The organism is Mesorhizobium denitrificans (assembly GCF_003403035.1).
GTDB lineage: Bacteria > Pseudomonadota > Alphaproteobacteria > Rhizobiales > Rhizobiaceae > Mesorhizobium_G > Mesorhizobium_G denitrificans.
Window position 1 is genome coordinate 19,601 of sequence record NZ_QURN01000020.1, and the last position, 17,400, is coordinate 37,000.

Here is a 17,400-nt window from a genome sequence, read left to right on the forward strand (position 1 = left end):
CTTCTCCCATTTATACTGACTCGCGATCACCAACACCTTTTTGGGGCCTGACATTCGCTCCTATTGCAAAATGCTAGCTAGAAAGAACCCGCGCATCGGCGCCACGCCACCTAACTTCGATTCGGTCTCCAACGTCAGCCGGACTAGCGGACATCGATCGCATCCAGAGTTCTTTGCCGCAATCCAACGTGACGCGCCTAGCCGTTAGCTCACCCAGGTACACAACCTCAGCGACCCTCCCCGCCAAGCCGGGCTGGCCCCTTTCAGCGATCTGCAGCCTTTCCGGCCTAACAAGAAGAGATGCAGCCCCAGTGACCGAAGTGTTACCAGCAGAGGCCGACCAAACACCGTCAGATCCGTCGATGGTAAATGAGATCTGGCCGTCTTTCTCACCAAGTACGAATACTGGAAGAATATTCGACTCTCCGAGAAACCTCGCTACGAAAGTGTTCTTTGGTGTTGCGTAAAGCTCGTGAGGCGTTCCGATCTGCTCAATACGGCCCTGACTCATTATAGCCACACGATCAGACATCACCATAGCCTCTTCTTGATCATGCGTTACAGAGATGGTTGTACGCGGTGCGGCTAGATGAAGTCGCCGAATCTCCAACTGCACATGCTTTCGCAACTGGCGGTCAAGCGCCCCCAATGGTTCGTCCATCAGGAGAACGTCCGGCTGAATGACCATAGCCCGCGCCAAGGCCACTCGTTGCTGTTGACCACCCGACAACTGTTGGATTGCTCGACCAGCGTAGCCGCCCAGCTGAACCATGTTTAGCGCTTTGGTGACGAGAGCTTCAACCTGAGCCTTCGGATACTTACGAACCTTCAGACCGTATGCGACGTTCTCTCCAACATTGAGATTGGGAAATAGAGCATAGTTCTGAAACACCATGCCGATGTTTCGATCTCTAGGCGGAACGTGAGTAACGTCGCGCTCACCGAGCAGAACCTGCCCGGTATCCGGGCTTAGAAAACCAGCCGCGATATTTAACAGGGTCGTCTTTCCGGAGCCACTTGGTCCGAGAAGCGTGAGAAACTCGCCTGAACGAATATCTAACGAGATCGGATCCAGTGCGCGAACAGAACCAAAGTCCTTTCCCACGTTTCTAAAGCTAACCTGAACTCCGCTTTCTGCACTTTTGGCCATTTTACACCTGCGCCTCTTTGCCTGGGGCTGCCCGGAAACGAAGCATTTGTACCGCTACGAATAGAATCACGGTAAGAACTAGAATTATTGTTGATCCAGCGGCGGAGACTGGCGTGAATTCCACCCTAATCTGCTCCCACAATTTCACTGGAAGTGTCTTCGCGCCATATCCCGAAATGAATATTGAGACGATCACTTCGTCGAACGATGTAACGAAGGCGAAGGCGGCACCACCAGCAAGGCCAGGCTTTATTGCTGGCAGGGTTACGGTCCTAAACACTTGCCAGCCACTCGCCCCAAGACCAGCCGCAGCGCGCAAGAGACTTGGATCGAGCCTCCGCAGTGAGACACCAACGTTGATTACCACGAATGGCAAACACAGAAGCGAATGGCCGAGCGCCAACCCGAGAACGGTTCCGTACAGTCCAACTTGTCTGCTCACATAGTATATAGCTATTGAGATCATTATCGCTGGCACAATGATGGGAGCCATTAGCAGACCAGTTAAGAGCATTCTCGTCGTCGCTCCGACTCTAGTAAGTCCTACTGCAATCATTGTCCCGACAATGACCGTAAAGATGCACGCTATCGTCGCCACCTTGATGCTGTTCAGCATCGACGAAACCCATCCGGCGTCTGCGAAGAATGCCTCATACCACCTAAACGAATAGCTCTCAGGCGGTATCTTCACAAACGATTGGTCACTCAGCGATGCTGGAACTACCGCAAATATTGGTAACAACAGGAAGGCCAGAACAAGTGCGCCAACTATATGACTTATCGTTTTTACAAGCGAACTGTTCATCTCATCCCAACCAACGAACCGAGTGATAAGAATTTTGAAGCCAGAGCTAGGATGCCCAGAACCAGTCCCAGCAGAATGAACGAAGCCGCCGCAGCCAACGGCCACACAAGTCGCTCATTGACGAAATTGTCGATCAGCATCGCCGCTGTAAGATTCTGCAATCCACCGAGAAGAGTTGGGGTAATGTAAAAGCCTAACGCTAAGAGCAATACAAATGCCCCACCAGCCAGCACTCCCGGCATGGTCAACGGAAGATAGACACGAAGAAACGTTGTCGTTCCGCGTGCGCCCAGACCTTCACTAGCCTGCAAAAGACGATTGTCTACGCGCAGCATCGATGAATACATCGGGAATATTGCATATGGAAGCAAGACATGAACCATGCCAAGATATACGGAAAAGTTGTTGAACAACATATTGATCGGTGAGGTTGTGATTCCCGAATACATCAGGAAACTGTTTATTGGACCATTTCGCTCGAGTAGAAGCATCCAGCTAAACGTCCGAACCAAAACACTGATCCAAAACGGTACAAGAACACAATACAGCGCGACAGAAAACCAAAACCCTCGAAGCTTTGTAAGCAGATATGCCGTCGGATAAGCAAGAACGACGCATATAATTGTCACTATGCAGGCAAGCACCATCGTGTTGACAAATACACGTCGAAACACCGAGCTTCCTATCAGCTCAGCATAAGAGGCAAGCGGGCCTGCCTCCGAACTGAGACTGAGCGCAAATAGCTGTCCGAGCGGAATGAGAAACCAGGAGGCAATAAAGACCAGGGCTGGGAGAATGAGGAAGAGTGTCCCCCAATTCTCCCTGGACGTGAGAGTAGTCCCAGATGTTTGACGGAGCGTGTGGACCATTTTTCGCTGCTACCACCCCGTATAGATGTCTAAGCCACGCTTGCGAATTTGACCTCCGATGATTGATCGCTGGATCTCAGAGGTTCCCTCCCAAATTCGGTCAACGCGAATATCTCTGTAGAGCCGTTCGACCGGATTTTCTCGCATGTAGCCACGTCCTCCCAATATCTGCAGAGCCGTGTCGATCACTCTCCCCGCCGCTTCGGAACAGAACAATTTGGCTGCGCTAGCCCGTGCGTGAATTAGTTTTCGGTCATCCACGTGATCGATTTCCCAAGCGATACGATACGCCATGGACTTTGCCGCCATAATCGTCACAGCCATGTCCGCGATCATGAATTCGATAGCCTGGAAGTCCCATATCGGCCGATTGAATTGGATTCGGTTTCGCGCGTAGCTCTCCGCCTCTTCCGCCGCGCGCGTTGCCGCACCGATGCAGTGGGCTGCGATTTGGAGCCGTGCCTCGACGAACCAATCTTTGGTCAGGTCATATCCCTGCCCCGGCTGGCCCAACATCGAATCCGCGCTCAGCGCAACGTCTTCGAAAATGACCTCTGCGTGGTCGTGCGCGTAGTTGTGCATGAATTGCGGAGAACGAATATGTCTCACTCCGCTTTGGGCTTTGTCGACAATGAACAAGGTCGGCAGTGCCGGATCCCCGTTGAGATGCGCATGGACAATTACAAAATCAGATGCGTTCCAATTCGTGACAAACCATTTTTCGCCGTTGAGCCGATAACCGCCCTCGCAACGCGCAGCGCTAGTCGTTACAGCCCCTGCGTCGGACCCCGCACCAGGCTCTGTAATGGCAAAAGCCCCTCGCCTTTCTCCGCGACAGCTAGGTGCCAGATATAAGCGCCTTTGCTCCACGGTACCAAATTTCAGCGAAACGGGCGGCTGCCAAACCACAGTCCAAAGGCCGTTCGTTGCCCGACCAATTTGTTCATTGATCAACAGTTGCTCAAAAACAGTAAAGCCTTGGCCACCTTCTTCAACGCTGTGATTGATAGACCCCAGTCCAGCAGAGCGTACTTCCTGCCGAATCTTTGCTCTGTGTTCCTCAGGAAGCTCGCCATGTTGGTCAACGATCAGCTCCATTGGAGCCAACACGCCTTCAAAGAAGTCGCGGCCACGCCGCTGGAGTTCTTTATGACGTTCGTTCAAGGAGAGATCCATCAGTGCCCCCGGTCTGAATGCATCGGCAGCACGAGGGCGTCTACCGCCACACAACCAGCGACATTCACTATCATTGGATTAACGTCGATCTCGCCTATGCAACCAGCGAAGTCGTTTGCCAGCCAACTCAATCGCACCAAGCTATCGATCAACTTGTCTCGGTCGATAAAATCCGAGCCTCGATAACCGTCCAACAATTTGCTAATCTTGAGGGATGCAACCATTTCTGCGGCTTCATCGTAAGAAATGGGACCCAGAGCGGCGGCATTGTCGTCTAACAACTCCATGAGAACACCACCTGCGGAGATGACGACGAGAGGGCCCCATTGAGGATCAAAGACTGCCCCGAGGGCTAACTCGATCCCCTTGGGCACCATCTCTGAAACAAGAGCTTCCAATCCAAGCTTGTCGCTCATCTCGCGGTATGCAGAGTGCAGCGCGGATACATCCTGGATATTGAGAACAACTCCACCGACGTCAGATTTATGCAATATGCCTGGAGTCGCAGTCTTCAGGACGACGGGAAATGAGAGCTCTTCGGCAATAGGGGCGAGATCACCTTCATGGGCGACCGACCTGCTTTTCGCGGTTGCGATCCCATAGTCGGCCATAAGCGAAAGGGCCTCACGCTCACTTAGCGCTGCCCCCGCTGCGAGGCGCTTTCTCCAGGACTGAACTATCTCTGTACCGCCACAGCCGTTTGGACGTTGCGCTCTCGCCAGTCTTTGGCGATCGCGCCAGTACAGCATGTTTTTTACGGCCCTGAGTGCAACACGCGTGCCGTCAATTACGGGGACACCCGCCGATGTTAGCTTCAACACAAGCTCTCGATGATTGACCATCGAATAGTTCGTGACCAACGCCACAGGCTTTTCAGAGCTTTTGTGCGTAGAAATTGCTGCGTCAACGAATCCATTAGAAACGTAGTATCCGTCTCTAATGTCACAAAACATCATTCCAATTGCCGCATTGTCGTCCTCGACGAGAGCTGTAAAGCTCTCAGTAAAGACAGATCGAAAATCCCGAGCCCCTCCCCAAGCGTCCAACGGATTTGCTGGAATAAGCTCGGCGTCGATTATCGCTCCAATCTTGTCTTTGGTAGATTCCGACAACTGCGGATAATTCACCCCAACAGCGTCCGCAATGTCGGCAGCGAGTTCACGCTCGCCGCCGGAATCGTGAATAGCGACCAACCCACCGCGTCCAGGCCTTCTCGGATATTGAAAGAGCGTTAGCGTCGCGGCTAATTCATCCTCGTCATCGACTTGAACTACGCCGTATCGTTTGAAAAGAGCTGTATAGGCCGCGTCGCTTCCCGCGATTGCGCCGGTATGGCTAAGAGCCATCTCAGCGCTGGCTGCCGTTCTTCCAACTTTCAGAATTACGACAGGGACATCCTTGTTTGCAGCTAGTTCGAGCGCCGCAGCAAAGCCAGCCGGGTCCCGCACCGACTCCAAGAACATACCGATCACGCGGATATTCTCATGATTGGCCATCCACCGAAGATAATCGGCAGCTGTTGTTACCAATTCTGCTCCGGAGGAAATTGCTACGTTGAACTTAAGTCGCTCGTCGTTGTGCGCCAATGCGCCGAACACCGAGCCCGACTGTGCAAGCCATCCAATTGAACCGGGCTCCATAGCCTGCAGAGCCGGATAACCCGCTACCCGCAACCCAATCTCGTTGTTGTAGAACCCCATGCAGTTTCCGCCGCAGATGGACATTCCCGCGGCTCTCGCTTTGGCAGCCAGGCTCTCACGTAACTTTCCACCATCTCCGTGGACCCCACAGGATGCGAAAATCGTAGCTGCTCGAGCGCCATGGGCAATCGCATCGTCAAGAGCGGCCTCGAGGCGCTCATTGCCCACCCCAAGCACAACATGGTCAACCACCTCCGGAAGCTCAGCAATACTTCCGAAACAAGGCACCCCATTTATTTCGCGATACTTGGGGTTTATCGCATAGACTGAACCAGCGTAGCCTCCGACACGCGCCATGTCGACCATTGCGCGCCCCAGTGTATCCTGCCTCTCAGAAGCCCCAACCAGTGCAATAGAGCGCGGCTGTAGCAACGCCCTCATTGACCCTTCCGATTGGCTCACCATGCTTTCGGCTCCTACGCCAAACCGATGAACGTTCATTCCTACTAGCCTCCCCGAAAACCCGATTGTGCACACAAGCTCAAACAGCCGCTCAGCCCGACTGCGCCTTTCCACCCATCGCCTTAACTATTACTGACCGGAATTGCTCAATTGGCGCCGTCGATCGCTCAAGCTTTGCCTGCAATATCGCGCCTTCCCACGCAAACCAAAAAAACTTCGCCATCTCTGGAACATTTAGCTCTTTTGGAAGATCACCTCGACGCTTTGCATCTTCTAAGCAACTAGCTATGTATTCTGCCCACGAAGAAAAAACGGAAAGAATACGATCCCTAAACTGATCATCTAATGACCCCAACTCCTGACCTATATTGCCAATGAGACACCCTCTCTTGAATGCGTACTTCTCAAGACCCCGCGCGCCCTCAGAGATATAGTTGTCTATCCGATCGAGCGGCCGGACCGCAGGATCTCGAAGCAGCCGCGTTAATTTTTGGGCCCAGATGTATTCGTAGTTTTCTATTACAGCGAGGCCAAATGCGGCCTTGCTCTCAAAGTAATAATAGAATGACCCCTTCGGCACGCCCGCCACGCTAAGTATTTCCTCTACACCTGTACTTGCAAATCCTTTTTGCGACAGCACCTCCGTGCCGATAGTAAGAAGCCGGGTGCGCGTATCGTTTCGCGCAGATGCTTTAGCTTTTGGCTCTTGAAGTGTGCTCATGAGGTCCAAATTAGACCGGTCTCTTAGTTGCGGTCAACAAAATTTGCACCTGGCTTAGATTTTTACGATGAGACGACCACGCACTTGACCAGCTAGCAAATCTTGTGCGGCCGCTTCCACATCGGCCAATTCGATTTCGCACGTTATTCTGTTAAGTGCCGCGCGATCGAGTGCGGTTGCGATCCTCTCCCACGCAATGCGGCGGACTGCTGGCGAGGCCATCACTGAATCGATTCCCGCGAGAGTGACGCCCCGCAAGATGAACGGCGCAACCGAGCCCGGGAAGTCCATTCCCTGCGCAAGACCGCAGGCCGTTACAATCCCACCATACCTGGTACTGGCGCATGCATTTGCGAGAGTTACACTTCCCACGCTGTCGATGACCGCGGCCCATTCTTCCTTTTGCAATGGCTTTCCAGGCTCAGAAAGCTGCTTGCGATCCATCACACGAGATGCCCCGATCTCTTGCAAATATGACGCCTCATTCACCCTGCCCGTGGACGCGACAGCAGTATACCCCAGCATTTTCAGTAACATAAGCGCCATGCCGCCCACACCGCCAGACGCCCCCGTCACCAAGACAGGTCCATCCTCCGGACGAACACCGTGCCCTTCAATGGCCAGGATGCAGAGCATAGCGGTGAGCCCCGCAGTGCCGACGCCCATAGATTCCCGCAATGACAATCCTGTCGGCAGCTCAGTGCAGAACTTGTCCGGGAGGGATACCGCTTCGGCTAGACACCCCCAACGAGTTTCGCCAAGCCCCCACCCGGTTGCCACGACTTGGGCCCCTTCGGGTGCGGCAGAAGAAGCGCTTCGAATGACCCTCCCGGCACCGTCGATTCCTGGAACCATAGGCCATTTGCGGACCACAGGGCCCTTGTTCGCGATGGCCATGGCGTCCTTATAATTCAGCGAGGAGTAGGCCACTTCGCACAAAATATTGTCGTCATCGTCGCTGGCTATCTCCAACTGTTCCATGCGCGCTGAAAATTCAGATCCGTCTTTCCTTAGGACAATCGCTCTCATCAACATTCCAATATGCAAACTCAGTTCGTCGGGTTTATGGAATCTTTTAGACTGGTCGTCTACAACTTTTTTTGAGTCCATTTTGCAAACATCACCGATATCCGAGCACCAAGATGAGCAATCTGGAGCCAATCAGGCTATCGCAAAGCCAACTGTATATTTTCACGATACTGTTGTGGACCACTCCCAAAATGAGCACGGAATTGGCGACTGAATGACTGCGCCGTTGCGGCCACCGTCATCACCACGAGGGCAACACCGGCGCCTGCCAGCATCAGCCGTGTCGCGGGCCATCGCAGCCATCGCAAGGCAAATGTCTGCACGAGTGCCATCGACAATGCGGCCCCCATCAGGGTGACCCCGGCTCGCGAGATCGAGTTGGCGACGTCGAGGCCAAAACCGTCCTGCAAGCGCCGGGCGGTGACATGCTGGACAATGCCGTAAACGGTGATCGCCAGGAAGGTGACGGTCAGGTTGGGCAACAGGCGCGTCAGCGATAGCGGCGTCTTCTCCATGGCATTCATTCGGTTTGGCGCCGGTTCCCGCAACATCGTCCAGACGGCCAGGAACCCCGCCGTGACGGTGGCGGACAAGGCTGCAAATGCGGCGACCGGCGCCGTCCCGCCGATTGCGAAAGCGCAGGCCGCCCCGGCCACGGCGCCGATGCCGTAGGCGGCACCGAGAAGTCCCATGCCCTCCGCCCGCTGCTCCGCCTTCGTGCTGTCGGCCATGAAGGCCTGGGCCGCGGGCAGCAGGCCCGCGGCGAATGCCGACTGCAGGAAGCGGATGCCGAAGAGCAGCCCGAGGGCAGCCATTGCCGTGATCGCACCGTTCAGGCGAGCGCCGATCACCAGCGCCGATAGAGCCGGTCCTGCCGACGCTGCCGCCAACGCCACGAGCAGGACCGGCTTTCTCCCAAAGCTTTCGCTGAGGGTTCCGCCGATCGGCGCCGCGACGAGCAGCACCAGCGCCGACAGGCCAAGCAGTGCGCCCGTCTGGATGTCGGTGAAGCCCAACGATCGTCCGAGCGGCGGCAAGACGACGAGGGTGAAGGCTTGCGCCGCGGCATTGGCCATCAATGCAAACAGCATGGGAAGCGCTGCAACGCGAAAGGAGGGGGCAGCCGGCATCAGAACTTCACCCTTGCGCCGAGTGTAAACGTCCTGCCCTCGCCGGGAATGCCGGCAAAGACAGCCGAACCCGTCGTCGACGTTCCGGCCTGGAACGCGGAGCTGACGTAGCGCTTGTCGAACAGATTTTCCACCGACGCATAGATGTCGATGTTGCCCTTCTGCCAGCCTGCCCTCAGGTTGACGAGGCCGTATCCATCGAGTTTGCGGCTGTTTGCGGGGTCGATTTGCCGGCTTCCGGTGTAAAGATATTCGGCGCGGACGAAACCCGAGCCGGAAAGGCCGGCCAGATCGAGTTCCCGCCGATAGTCCGCGGCAAGGCTGGCCGTGAAGACCGGTGCATAAGGAACGTCATTGCCGATGATGGCAGGATTGGCGCCGCCATCGATCTCCGCATCGAGCAAGGCCAGGTTGGCGCTGAAGGCCATGGTCTCGGTGGCCTGCGCCTTGGCTTCGATTTCCAGCCCGTACGAACGCGTATCGGCGTTGAGAACGCTGAACCGGCCGAGCACCGGGTTGAAGGTAAACAACTGCTCGTCGCTGGTATCGTTGTAGAACAGCGACGTGCCGAGCGTCAGGAAGCCGCCGAGATCGGTTGCCTTCAGGCCGGCCTCGTAGGACCAGGTCGAGGCGCTGTCGTAGGGCGTCAGCGGCATGCCCATGGCGGCGAACTGATTGTAGAAGAGATAACCGCCGGTCTTTTCGCCGCGCGCAACCGTTGCAAAGGCCGTCATGTTGTCGGCGAGCGCGTAGGTGAACCCCGTCCGGCCGGTGGCGAACGTGTAATCTTCGTCACCGTTTTCCGAGAAATAGGCACGGGCACCGTTGCGGCCACGGAATGTGCCTTCGAATTCCTTGCGCTCGTGGCTGAGCCGCAGGCCGCCGATCCAGTCCAGCCGTTCGGTCAGCGGGACCGTGACTTCACCGAACAGGGCAATGTTCACCGTATCGATGCGGCCGCGATAGGCGCCGTTTGCGAGCTGCAGGCTGGTGATGTCGGTGGTCGAGTCGAATGTCGATGCCAGGCCGCTGATGCCCGCCAGCCAGCGCGTGCCGCCTTCCGTCTCGCCATCGAGACGCAGTTCCTGGGTCCATTGATTGCTGTGTTCGTCAATCCTGCGCACGTTCAGTCCGGGCATCTGCAAGGCAAAACCCGGCAAGCCTGTCTGCGCCGTGCCGATGAAGCCGTCGACGATATCGGCTTCGAGTTCGGTCTCGTAATGCTGGAAGCCGGTCACCGACGTCAGGCGTGCCCATTCAAGGTCATGTTCCAGGGTCAGGCCGAAATGCGCGGTCTCGGTTTGCGTCTCCGGCAGCGGGTTGAAGGCATTGCGGGGAAAGCCCGGGTCGTCGAGCCAGATGCCGGTGGTCGGCTTCTGACGGTCGCGGCTCCAGCCGCCGGTGACCGTCACCTTGGTCGTGTCGCTGGGGGCGGCGACCAGCTTGCCCGAAGCCGTGCCGTAAAGACGTGCCCGCAAATCACTCTCCACCGAACCGACGGTGCCGGGCGATGAGTAGAGGTAGTTGGCGAGATTGGTCTGCCCCCTGAAAAGTGATCCTTCTTGAAGTATGGCTTATGGGCCGAGGAAGGACATTGAAATGGCAGCGAAAAGACACAAGGCAGAAGAAATCGTCGCGAAGCTTCGTCAGGTTGACGTGCTGAATGCGCAGGGAAAATCGATGGCGGAGGCGATCCGGTCGATAGGTGTGACGGAAGTTACCTACTACCGGTGGCGGTCCGAATACGGTGGCCTGAAGGGCAACCAGGTGAAGCGTCTGAAGGAGCTGGAAGCGGAGAACGCCCGGCTCCGGCGGGCTGTTTCCGATCTCACTCTGGACAAGATGATTCTTGCCGAGGCCGCCAAGGGAAACTTCTGAGCCCTGCCCGTCGCCGCGCTTGCGTGGACCATGTCACCGATGAACTGAAGGTGTCCGAACGTCGGGCGTGCCGGGTTCTCGGTCAGCATCGTTCCACACAGCGCAAGATCGCCAAGACCCCGGATGACGAAGCGGCGTTGACCGCCGACATCACGGCGCTCGCTCTCCAGTATGGCCGCTATGGCTATCGCCGCATCACAGCGATGCTGCATCAGGCGGGCTGGATTGTGAACGTCAAGCGGGTCAAGCGTATCTGGCGGAGGGAGGGGCTGAAGGTGCCGCACAAGCAACCCAAGCGCGGTCGGCTGTGGCTCAACGACAGTTCGTGCATCCGGCTTCGGCCGGAATACCCCAACCATGTCTGGTCCTACGATTTCGTCGAGGATCGGACGCACAATGGCAGGAAAATCCGGATGCTCAATGTGATCGACGAGTTCACGCGGGAATGCATCGCCATCCGCGTCGAGAGGAAGCTGAAGGCCGTTGATGTCATCGACGTGCTTTCCGACCTGTTCATTCTGCGGGGCATTCCCACCCATATTCGTTCCGACAACGGGCCGGAGTTCATCGCCAAGGCGTTGCGGGAATGGATCGCGGCAGTGGGTGCCAAGACCGCCTACATCATGCCGGGCAGCCCGTGGGAAAACGGCTATTGCGAGAGCTTCAACTCGAAGCTCCGTGACGAACTGCTCAACGGTGAAATCTTCTACACGCTCAAGGAGGCAAAGATCGTCATCGAAAACTGGCGACGTCACTACAACACTGTGCGGCCGCACTCATCGCTGGGCTACAAGCCACCGTCCCCCGAAGCCTTTGTTTGGCCTCACCGGAATGGACCTGCTTCAACACCAGCGGTGGCCAGCAGACCGAGCACGCACTAACATTCAAACCGGATCACCCCATGGGGGCAGGCCATCCTCGGTGAGGCGGATCTGCCTGAACCGATCCAGCCGAATGACAACGTTCTCAAATAGAATGCACCGGCCTCCCCAGGAAGACCGGTGCATCCAGGCGGTGACATTGACTGCGCGCAAGCCCTTCACCAAGCTGTTATCGGCAGAGGTTTGGGGTGCGACCATCTCATGCATGAGGAGATAAACGAGGGGTCAGCGGACGGAATGGCCCGTTGGATCCTGACGAGTTTGCCGATCTGATATTTTTTCATCAATGCTTGAGGTTTGGCGGTCTCTTCGGCAACTCGCTGGGGTGCATAGTGAGATCTTGATGGGAAGCGAACTATCAATCTCGCTATCTTCTCATCGTCGGTCGTTACGGCAGCTTCGGGCCAATAGAGCGACGACCTCAAGTCTCCCATGCGCCGGTAGCGGTCATGGTAAAACCACTCACCGACGTTCTTTCACGTTGGACCTCGTCGCTTACCAAGTCTCGGGCCCCTCATTGTTACCGACGCGCTTAGCGACAAAAAGCCGTGCGACAGTTGCGGCAGGCTTTCCATGTCTTCGACAGGGTGAGCGGGAGTTCGACCCGCGGATCCTGCTGTCAATCCATGAGTTCACGCGGAACATTACCGCCATTTTCGACCAACTTCTGGAGAAGCGCCTCGTGTTCATCGCTGCGGAGTCGTGAGCTTCGCCTGGGTAGCCCACCTCCGACGCCAATTCTTTTCGCTCCTCCAAGCTCTTTCCACGCCGTCGCGCATTGCGCCAGCCTTGCCCTTATCTCACTGAATCCTTGGATTTGCAGGCTTTCTGCGTCGATTTTCTCGCTGTCCTGCTTGGCGATATCGACAAAATTCTGATTGATTGAGCAATCAAATTGTTGACACGGGAAGGCCGTGCAAGCAATAGTCGCGCCAACGGCACTCTCTCTCGACGACCTCGTCCCCGAGAGGACTGAGGGCCAGCCTGCAAACAAAGATCGCCGGTCAGGCGATGGAATCAAAAGGGTGGATGCAATGCATGGGGCACAGTTGGATGCTATCGAGCGAGAAGCGGATACCCGCCGGCATCTTTTGTCGCCGGCTGAGGAAATGGCAAAACTCGGTGAAGAAAGCCGGCCTCTGCTTGCTTATGGCGAAGGCATCTACGTGGTCGACACGCGCGGCCGGCGGCTGATCGACGGCCCTGCCGGCATGTGGTGTACCCAGGTCGGCTATGCGCGCCAGGAGATTGCCGATGCCATTGCGGCTCAGGCAATGAAGCTCTCCTACAACTCGCCCTGGTACACGACGAATTCGCCAGCGGCCGAGCTCGCCGCCCGCATCGCAGAAATGACGCCGGGCGATCTTAATCGCATCTTCTTCACCACTGGCGGTTCGACCGCTGTGGATTCGGCACTGAGGTTCACGGAATTCTACAACAATGTCCTCGGCCGACCCGACAAGAAGCGGATCATCGTTCGCAAGGACGGCTATCACGGCAGCACCAACCTGACAGCCGCCTGTTCAGGTCGCGCCGGCAATTGGCCGAATTTCGATATCGAGCAGGATCGCATCGTCTTCATCTCCAGTCCCAACATGCGGCTGGCCGACGGAAAATCGGAAACCGAGTTCCTGGATCATCTGGTCGCCGAATTCCAGCAGACGCTTGAGGAACTGGGTGCCGACACCGTCGCTGCCTTCCTGGCCGAACCGCTGCTGGCCTCCGGTGGCGTCATCATCCCACCGAAGGGGTATCACGCCCGGATCAAGGCGCTCTGCGAGCAACATGACATCGTCTATATCTCCGACGAGGTCGTTACCGCCTTCGGCCGTTGCGGCGAATGGTTCGCCTCCGAAAAGATGTTCGGCGTCGTGCCCGACATTATCACCTTTGCCAAGGGCGTTACGTCGGGCTATGTGCCGCTGGGCGGCCTTGCCATCTCGGAAAAGCTTCTGGCGCGGGTTAGCGGCGAGAATGCCAAGGGCAGCTATTTCACCAATGGCTATACCTATACCGGCCATCCCGTGAGCTGCGCCGCGGCGTTGGCGAATATCGCGATCATGGAAAAGAGCAACCTGCTCGATCATGTACGCGCGATGTCGGAACATTTCGCCGCCGGTCTGCGCTCGCTAGCCGACCTGCCGCTGGTCGCCGATGTCAGGTCGAACGGACTGGTGGGCTGTGTCGAATGCCTTGCCGACAAGACGCATGTCGTGGCCGACGATTTCGACCGCAAGATCGGGGCGCGGATCGATGCGATCTGCTTCGATCTCGGGCTGATCGTCCGGCCGATCGGTCATATGTGCGTGCTGTCGCCGCCTCTGATCATCACACGCGAGGAGATCGACCGCATGATCTCCATCCTGCGCCAGGGCATCCTGCAGGCCGCCGACGAGCTGGCACGCGGCGACATCAGCCAAATCTGACACGAAACACCACAATGGAGACTGGGAATGACCATCCAGACCACCAACTGGCATGACAGGGCAAAAAGCGTGACGCTGCCGTCGCGCCCCTTCATCGACGGCGCCTATGTCGATGCGCGCACGAACGAGACCTTCGACTGCATTTTCCCGGGCGATGGCCGGCTTCTTGTGAAGGTCGCATCCTGCGGCCAGGACGATGTCGATGCGGCCGTGAAGTCCGGACGCGCGGCTTTCGAATCCGGCGCCTGGTCGCGCATGCCGCCGATCGAACGTAAGCGAATTCTGATGCGGTTTTCCGAGCTGATCCTTGCCAATCGCGACGAGCTTGCCTTGCTGGAAACGCTCAATGTCGGCAAGCCGATCGCCAACAGTTACAATGGCGATGTCCCGAGCGCTGCCAATTGTATCGCCTGGTACGCCGAGGCCATCGACAAGGTCTATGGCGAGGTCGCCGCCACCAGTCATGACATGACGACGCTGATCGTCCGCGAACCCCTCGGCGTCGTCGCCGCCGTCGTGCCCTGGAACTATCCGCTGTCGATGGCGGCCTGGAAGCTCGGTCCGGCGCTGGCGACCGGCAATTCCGTCGTGCTCAAGCCGGCAGAACAATCGCCCTTCACCGCGCTGAAGATTGCCGAACTGGCCATCGAGGCCGGCATTCCCAGGGGTGTGCTCAATGTCGTGCCCGGGCTGGGCCACATTGCCGGCAAGGCGCTCGGCCTGCACATGGATGTCGATTGTGTCGGCTTCACCGGTTCGACCGAGGTCGGCGGCTACTTCATGCAGTATTCCGGCCAGTCCAACATCAAGCGTATCGGGCTCGAGCTCGGTGGCAAGTCGCCACAGGTCGTGCTGGCCGATTGCGACGATCTCGATTTCGCGGCCCAGACCATCGCCGCCGGCATCTTCGGCAATTCCGGCCAGGTCTGCAATGCAGGCTCGCGCCTGATCGTCGAGGACAAGATCAAGGACAAGCTGCTCGAAAAGATTATGGCGCATGCCACGGCCCTGACACCGGGCGACCCGCTCAGCCCCGAGACGAAGCTCGGCTCGATCGTCACCGAAGAGCAGATGATGCGCGTCCTCGGCTATATCGATGCCGGTCGTGCCGATGGCGCGAAGGTCGTCGCCGGCGGGCGCCGTGTGCGCAGCGAGACCGGTGGCTTCTTCATCGAGCCGACGGTGTTCGATTCCGTCGCCAACAATATGAGGATCGCCCAGGAGGAGATCTTCGGGCCGGTGCTGTCCACCATCACAGTGCGAGATTTCGATGAGGCGATGACCGTGGCCAACGACACGATCTACGGCCTGGCCGCCGGCGTCTGGACCGGTAGCGTCAAGAATGCGCATCGCGCCGCCAAGACCATCAAGGCCGGTGTCGTCTGGGTCAATTGTTTCGATCGCGGCCTGTTCTCGGTGCCGTTCGGCGGCTTCAAGCAATCCGGCTTCGGTCGCGACAAGTCGTTGCATGCAATGGACAAATATTCCGACCTGAAGGCGATCTGGTTCGCACATTGACATCGACGGCCTCCCGGCGACGGGAGGCTGTCTCCACGGCGAGCATGACGGGAATTCAATGATGGGCAAGAGGCAAGAAGTTCTGGCGGCTCCGGTACCCGCCTATGCGGAGCGGCGGCGCCGGATCGAGGCCGAACCGCTGCCGGCCAATATCGGCGCGCTGATCGACGCGGCCGCGGACGAGGCTGGCGACGCCCTGCTCTGGGACTTCTTTGAATCCGGCGAAACCATCACCTATTCCGAAATGCGGCGGACCGTGAACGGGCTTGCGACACGGCTGGTGGCCCTCGGCATCACCAAGGGCACGCATATAGGCGTCATGCTGCCCAATATCGCCGCCCTGCCGCTGACCTGGCTGGCGATCGGCCGGATCGGCGCAGTCATGGTGCCGATCAATGTCAGCTATCGCGAGCGCGAACTGGCGCATGTCGTCAGCAGCGCCGACGTGACCTGGCTCGTGGCTCACGAGGACTGCCTGCCGGTGATCGATGCGGCACGCGCCCACGGGCAGATTTCGATTTCGCCATCGCGGGTCATCGTCGTGGGCGACGCCGATGACGAAATGATTGCCTGGAAGGACCTCGCTTCCGACCCGCGCGACACGTTCGCGGCCCCGGCGCCGGTCGGCCATGACGACCTGCTCAACATTCAGTTCACCTCCGGCACCAGCGGCTTTCCCAAGGGCTGTATTCTAACCCAGCGCTACTGGATCAGCGCGGGCAAGGTCAACGCCTTCCGCGACGGCCGCCGCTATCGTCGAATCCTGGCATCGACTCCGTTCTTCTATATGGATCCGCAATGGCTGCTGCTGATGACCATTTATCATCGCGGCACGCTCTATGTCGCCGCGCGCCAGAGCACGTCGCGCTTCATGGAATGGGTACGGCGCTACCGCATCGAATTCTGCCTGCTGCCCTGGGTGCTGCACAGCCAACCCGATCACCCCGACGATCGCAACAACGAGGTCATCCGCTCCAACATCTACGGCGCGCCGCGCGACCTGCATGCCAAGCTCGAGGACCGCTACGACCTCAATGCCCGCGAAGCCTTCGGCATGACCGAACTCGGACCCACCATGTTCATGCCGATCGAGAAGAGCGAAATGGTCGGCTCAGGCTCCTGCGGCGTGCCCTGCCCGTTCCGTGACTGCAAGATCGTCGACGAGGCGGGCCAGGAACTGCCGAACGGCGAGATGGGCGAATTGCTGGTCCGCGGCCCCGGCATCATGGGCGGCTACTACAACAATCCGCAGGCCACCGAAGAGGTGTTCGCCGATGGCTGGTTCCGGACCGGCGACCTGTTCCGCAAGGATGAGGACGGCAATTTTTTCATCGTCGGCCGAAAGAAGGACATGATCCGGCGCAGCGCCGAAAACATCGCGGCCCGCGAGGTGGAGTCGGTCCTCAATGCCGTGTCCTCAGTGGCCGAGGTTGCGGTGATCGGCGTGCCGGACCCCCTGCGGGGCGAAGAGGTCAAGGCCTATATCAAGCTGAAGGATGGCTTCGACCGCTCGGACGCCACGCTCGGCGCTATCATCGACGAGGCCCGCAAGGGTCTGGCGCCGTTCAAGGTGCCGCGCTTCTACACATTCGTCGACGATTTCCCCCGTACTGTCTCGCTGAAGATTGCCAAGCCGCAGATTTCCGCCGGCATTTCCGATCTCAGGGCGGGCAGTTTCGATCGCGTTGAAAACCGTTGGATCCAGGAAGGCTGAA

At 57.8% G+C, this 17,400-nt stretch carries 13 protein-coding genes; 4 read left to right on the forward strand and 9 right to left on the reverse strand.

The features are described 5' to 3' along the window. Positions 1-73 precede the first annotated feature (73 nt). From DY251_RS19680 to DY251_RS19720, 9 genes are all read right to left on the reverse strand, one after another. Positions 74-1,150, reverse strand: coding sequence for an ABC transporter ATP-binding protein (locus DY251_RS19680; RefSeq protein ID WP_116625618.1), 1,077 nt, complete (start codon positions 1,148-1,150; stop codon positions 74-76). 1 nt (position 1,151) lies between these two features. Further along, positions 1,152-1,955: an ABC transporter permease gene (locus DY251_RS19685; RefSeq protein ID WP_116625619.1), complete on the reverse strand. Its 804-nt coding sequence runs from the start codon at positions 1,953-1,955 to the stop codon at positions 1,152-1,154. Then, complete coding sequence (locus DY251_RS19690) at positions 1,952-2,824, reverse strand: ABC transporter permease (RefSeq protein WP_245416049.1); 873 nt, start codon at positions 2,822-2,824, stop codon at positions 1,952-1,954. Before DY251_RS19690 ends, DY251_RS19685 begins: the two co-directional genes overlap by 4 nt. 9 nt (positions 2,825-2,833) lie before the next feature. Continuing rightward, positions 2,834-4,000 (reverse strand): acyl-CoA dehydrogenase family protein, encoded by a 1,167-nt coding sequence (locus DY251_RS19695; RefSeq protein WP_116625620.1) that lies wholly within the window; start codon positions 3,998-4,000, stop codon positions 2,834-2,836. Beyond that, entirely contained in the window at positions 4,000-6,141 is a 2,142-nt protein-coding gene (locus DY251_RS19700; RefSeq protein ID WP_116625621.1) for an acetate--CoA ligase family protein, read from the reverse strand. Before DY251_RS19700 ends, DY251_RS19695 begins: the two co-directional genes overlap by 1 nt. Before the next feature lie 52 nt (positions 6,142-6,193). Continuing rightward, complete coding sequence (locus tag DY251_RS19705; RefSeq protein ID WP_147307486.1) at positions 6,194-6,823, reverse strand: TetR/AcrR family transcriptional regulator; 630 nt, start codon at positions 6,821-6,823, stop codon at positions 6,194-6,196. A 54-nt stretch (positions 6,824-6,877) separates the two neighbouring features. Next, positions 6,878-7,858, reverse strand: a complete 981-nt coding sequence (locus tag DY251_RS19710) for an MDR family oxidoreductase (RefSeq protein ID WP_199498893.1) — start codon at positions 7,856-7,858, stop codon at positions 6,878-6,880. A 131-nt stretch (positions 7,859-7,989) separates the two neighbouring features. Continuing rightward, positions 7,990-8,943 carry an MFS transporter gene (locus tag DY251_RS19715; RefSeq protein ID WP_158553289.1) on the reverse strand — a complete coding sequence of 318 codons (954 nt, stop codon included), beginning with the start codon at positions 8,941-8,943 and terminating at the stop codon, positions 7,990-7,992. Between the two features lie 38 nt (positions 8,944-8,981). Beyond that, positions 8,982-10,460: a TonB-dependent receptor gene (locus DY251_RS19720; protein ID WP_158553290.1), complete on the reverse strand. Its 1,479-nt coding sequence runs from the start codon at positions 10,458-10,460 to the stop codon at positions 8,982-8,984. A gap of 121 nt (positions 10,461-10,581) precedes the next feature. On the opposite strand from DY251_RS19720, the gene DY251_RS19725 reads away from it, so the two are divergent. The 4 genes from DY251_RS19725 to DY251_RS19750 all read left to right on the forward strand — a co-directional run bounded on the left by DY251_RS19725 (position 10,582) and on the right by DY251_RS19750 (position 17,399). Then, positions 10,582-11,741, forward strand: a protein-coding gene (locus DY251_RS19725) for an IS3 family transposase (protein WP_116625635.1) whose coding sequence is annotated in 2 segments (ribosomal slippage) — positions 10,582-10,846 and positions 10,846-11,741 — 1,161 coding nt in all. Because the reading frame shifts where the segments join, the coding sequence is not laid out codon by codon here. A gap of 1,034 nt (positions 11,742-12,775) precedes the next feature. Beyond that, positions 12,776-14,167, forward strand: coding sequence for an aminotransferase (locus tag DY251_RS19740; RefSeq protein WP_116625627.1), 1,392 nt, complete (start codon positions 12,776-12,778; stop codon positions 14,165-14,167). Between the two features lie 27 nt (positions 14,168-14,194). Continuing rightward, complete coding sequence (locus tag DY251_RS19745) at positions 14,195-15,685, forward strand: aldehyde dehydrogenase (RefSeq protein ID WP_109459827.1); 1,491 nt, start codon at positions 14,195-14,197, stop codon at positions 15,683-15,685. Between the two features lie 58 nt (positions 15,686-15,743). Beyond that, the gene (locus DY251_RS19750) at positions 15,744-17,399 is read left to right on the forward strand and encodes a class I adenylate-forming enzyme family protein (protein ID WP_245416053.1); all 1,656 of its coding nucleotides are present in this window, start codon (positions 15,744-15,746) and stop codon (positions 17,397-17,399) included. Position 17,400: the final 1 nt, after the last annotated feature.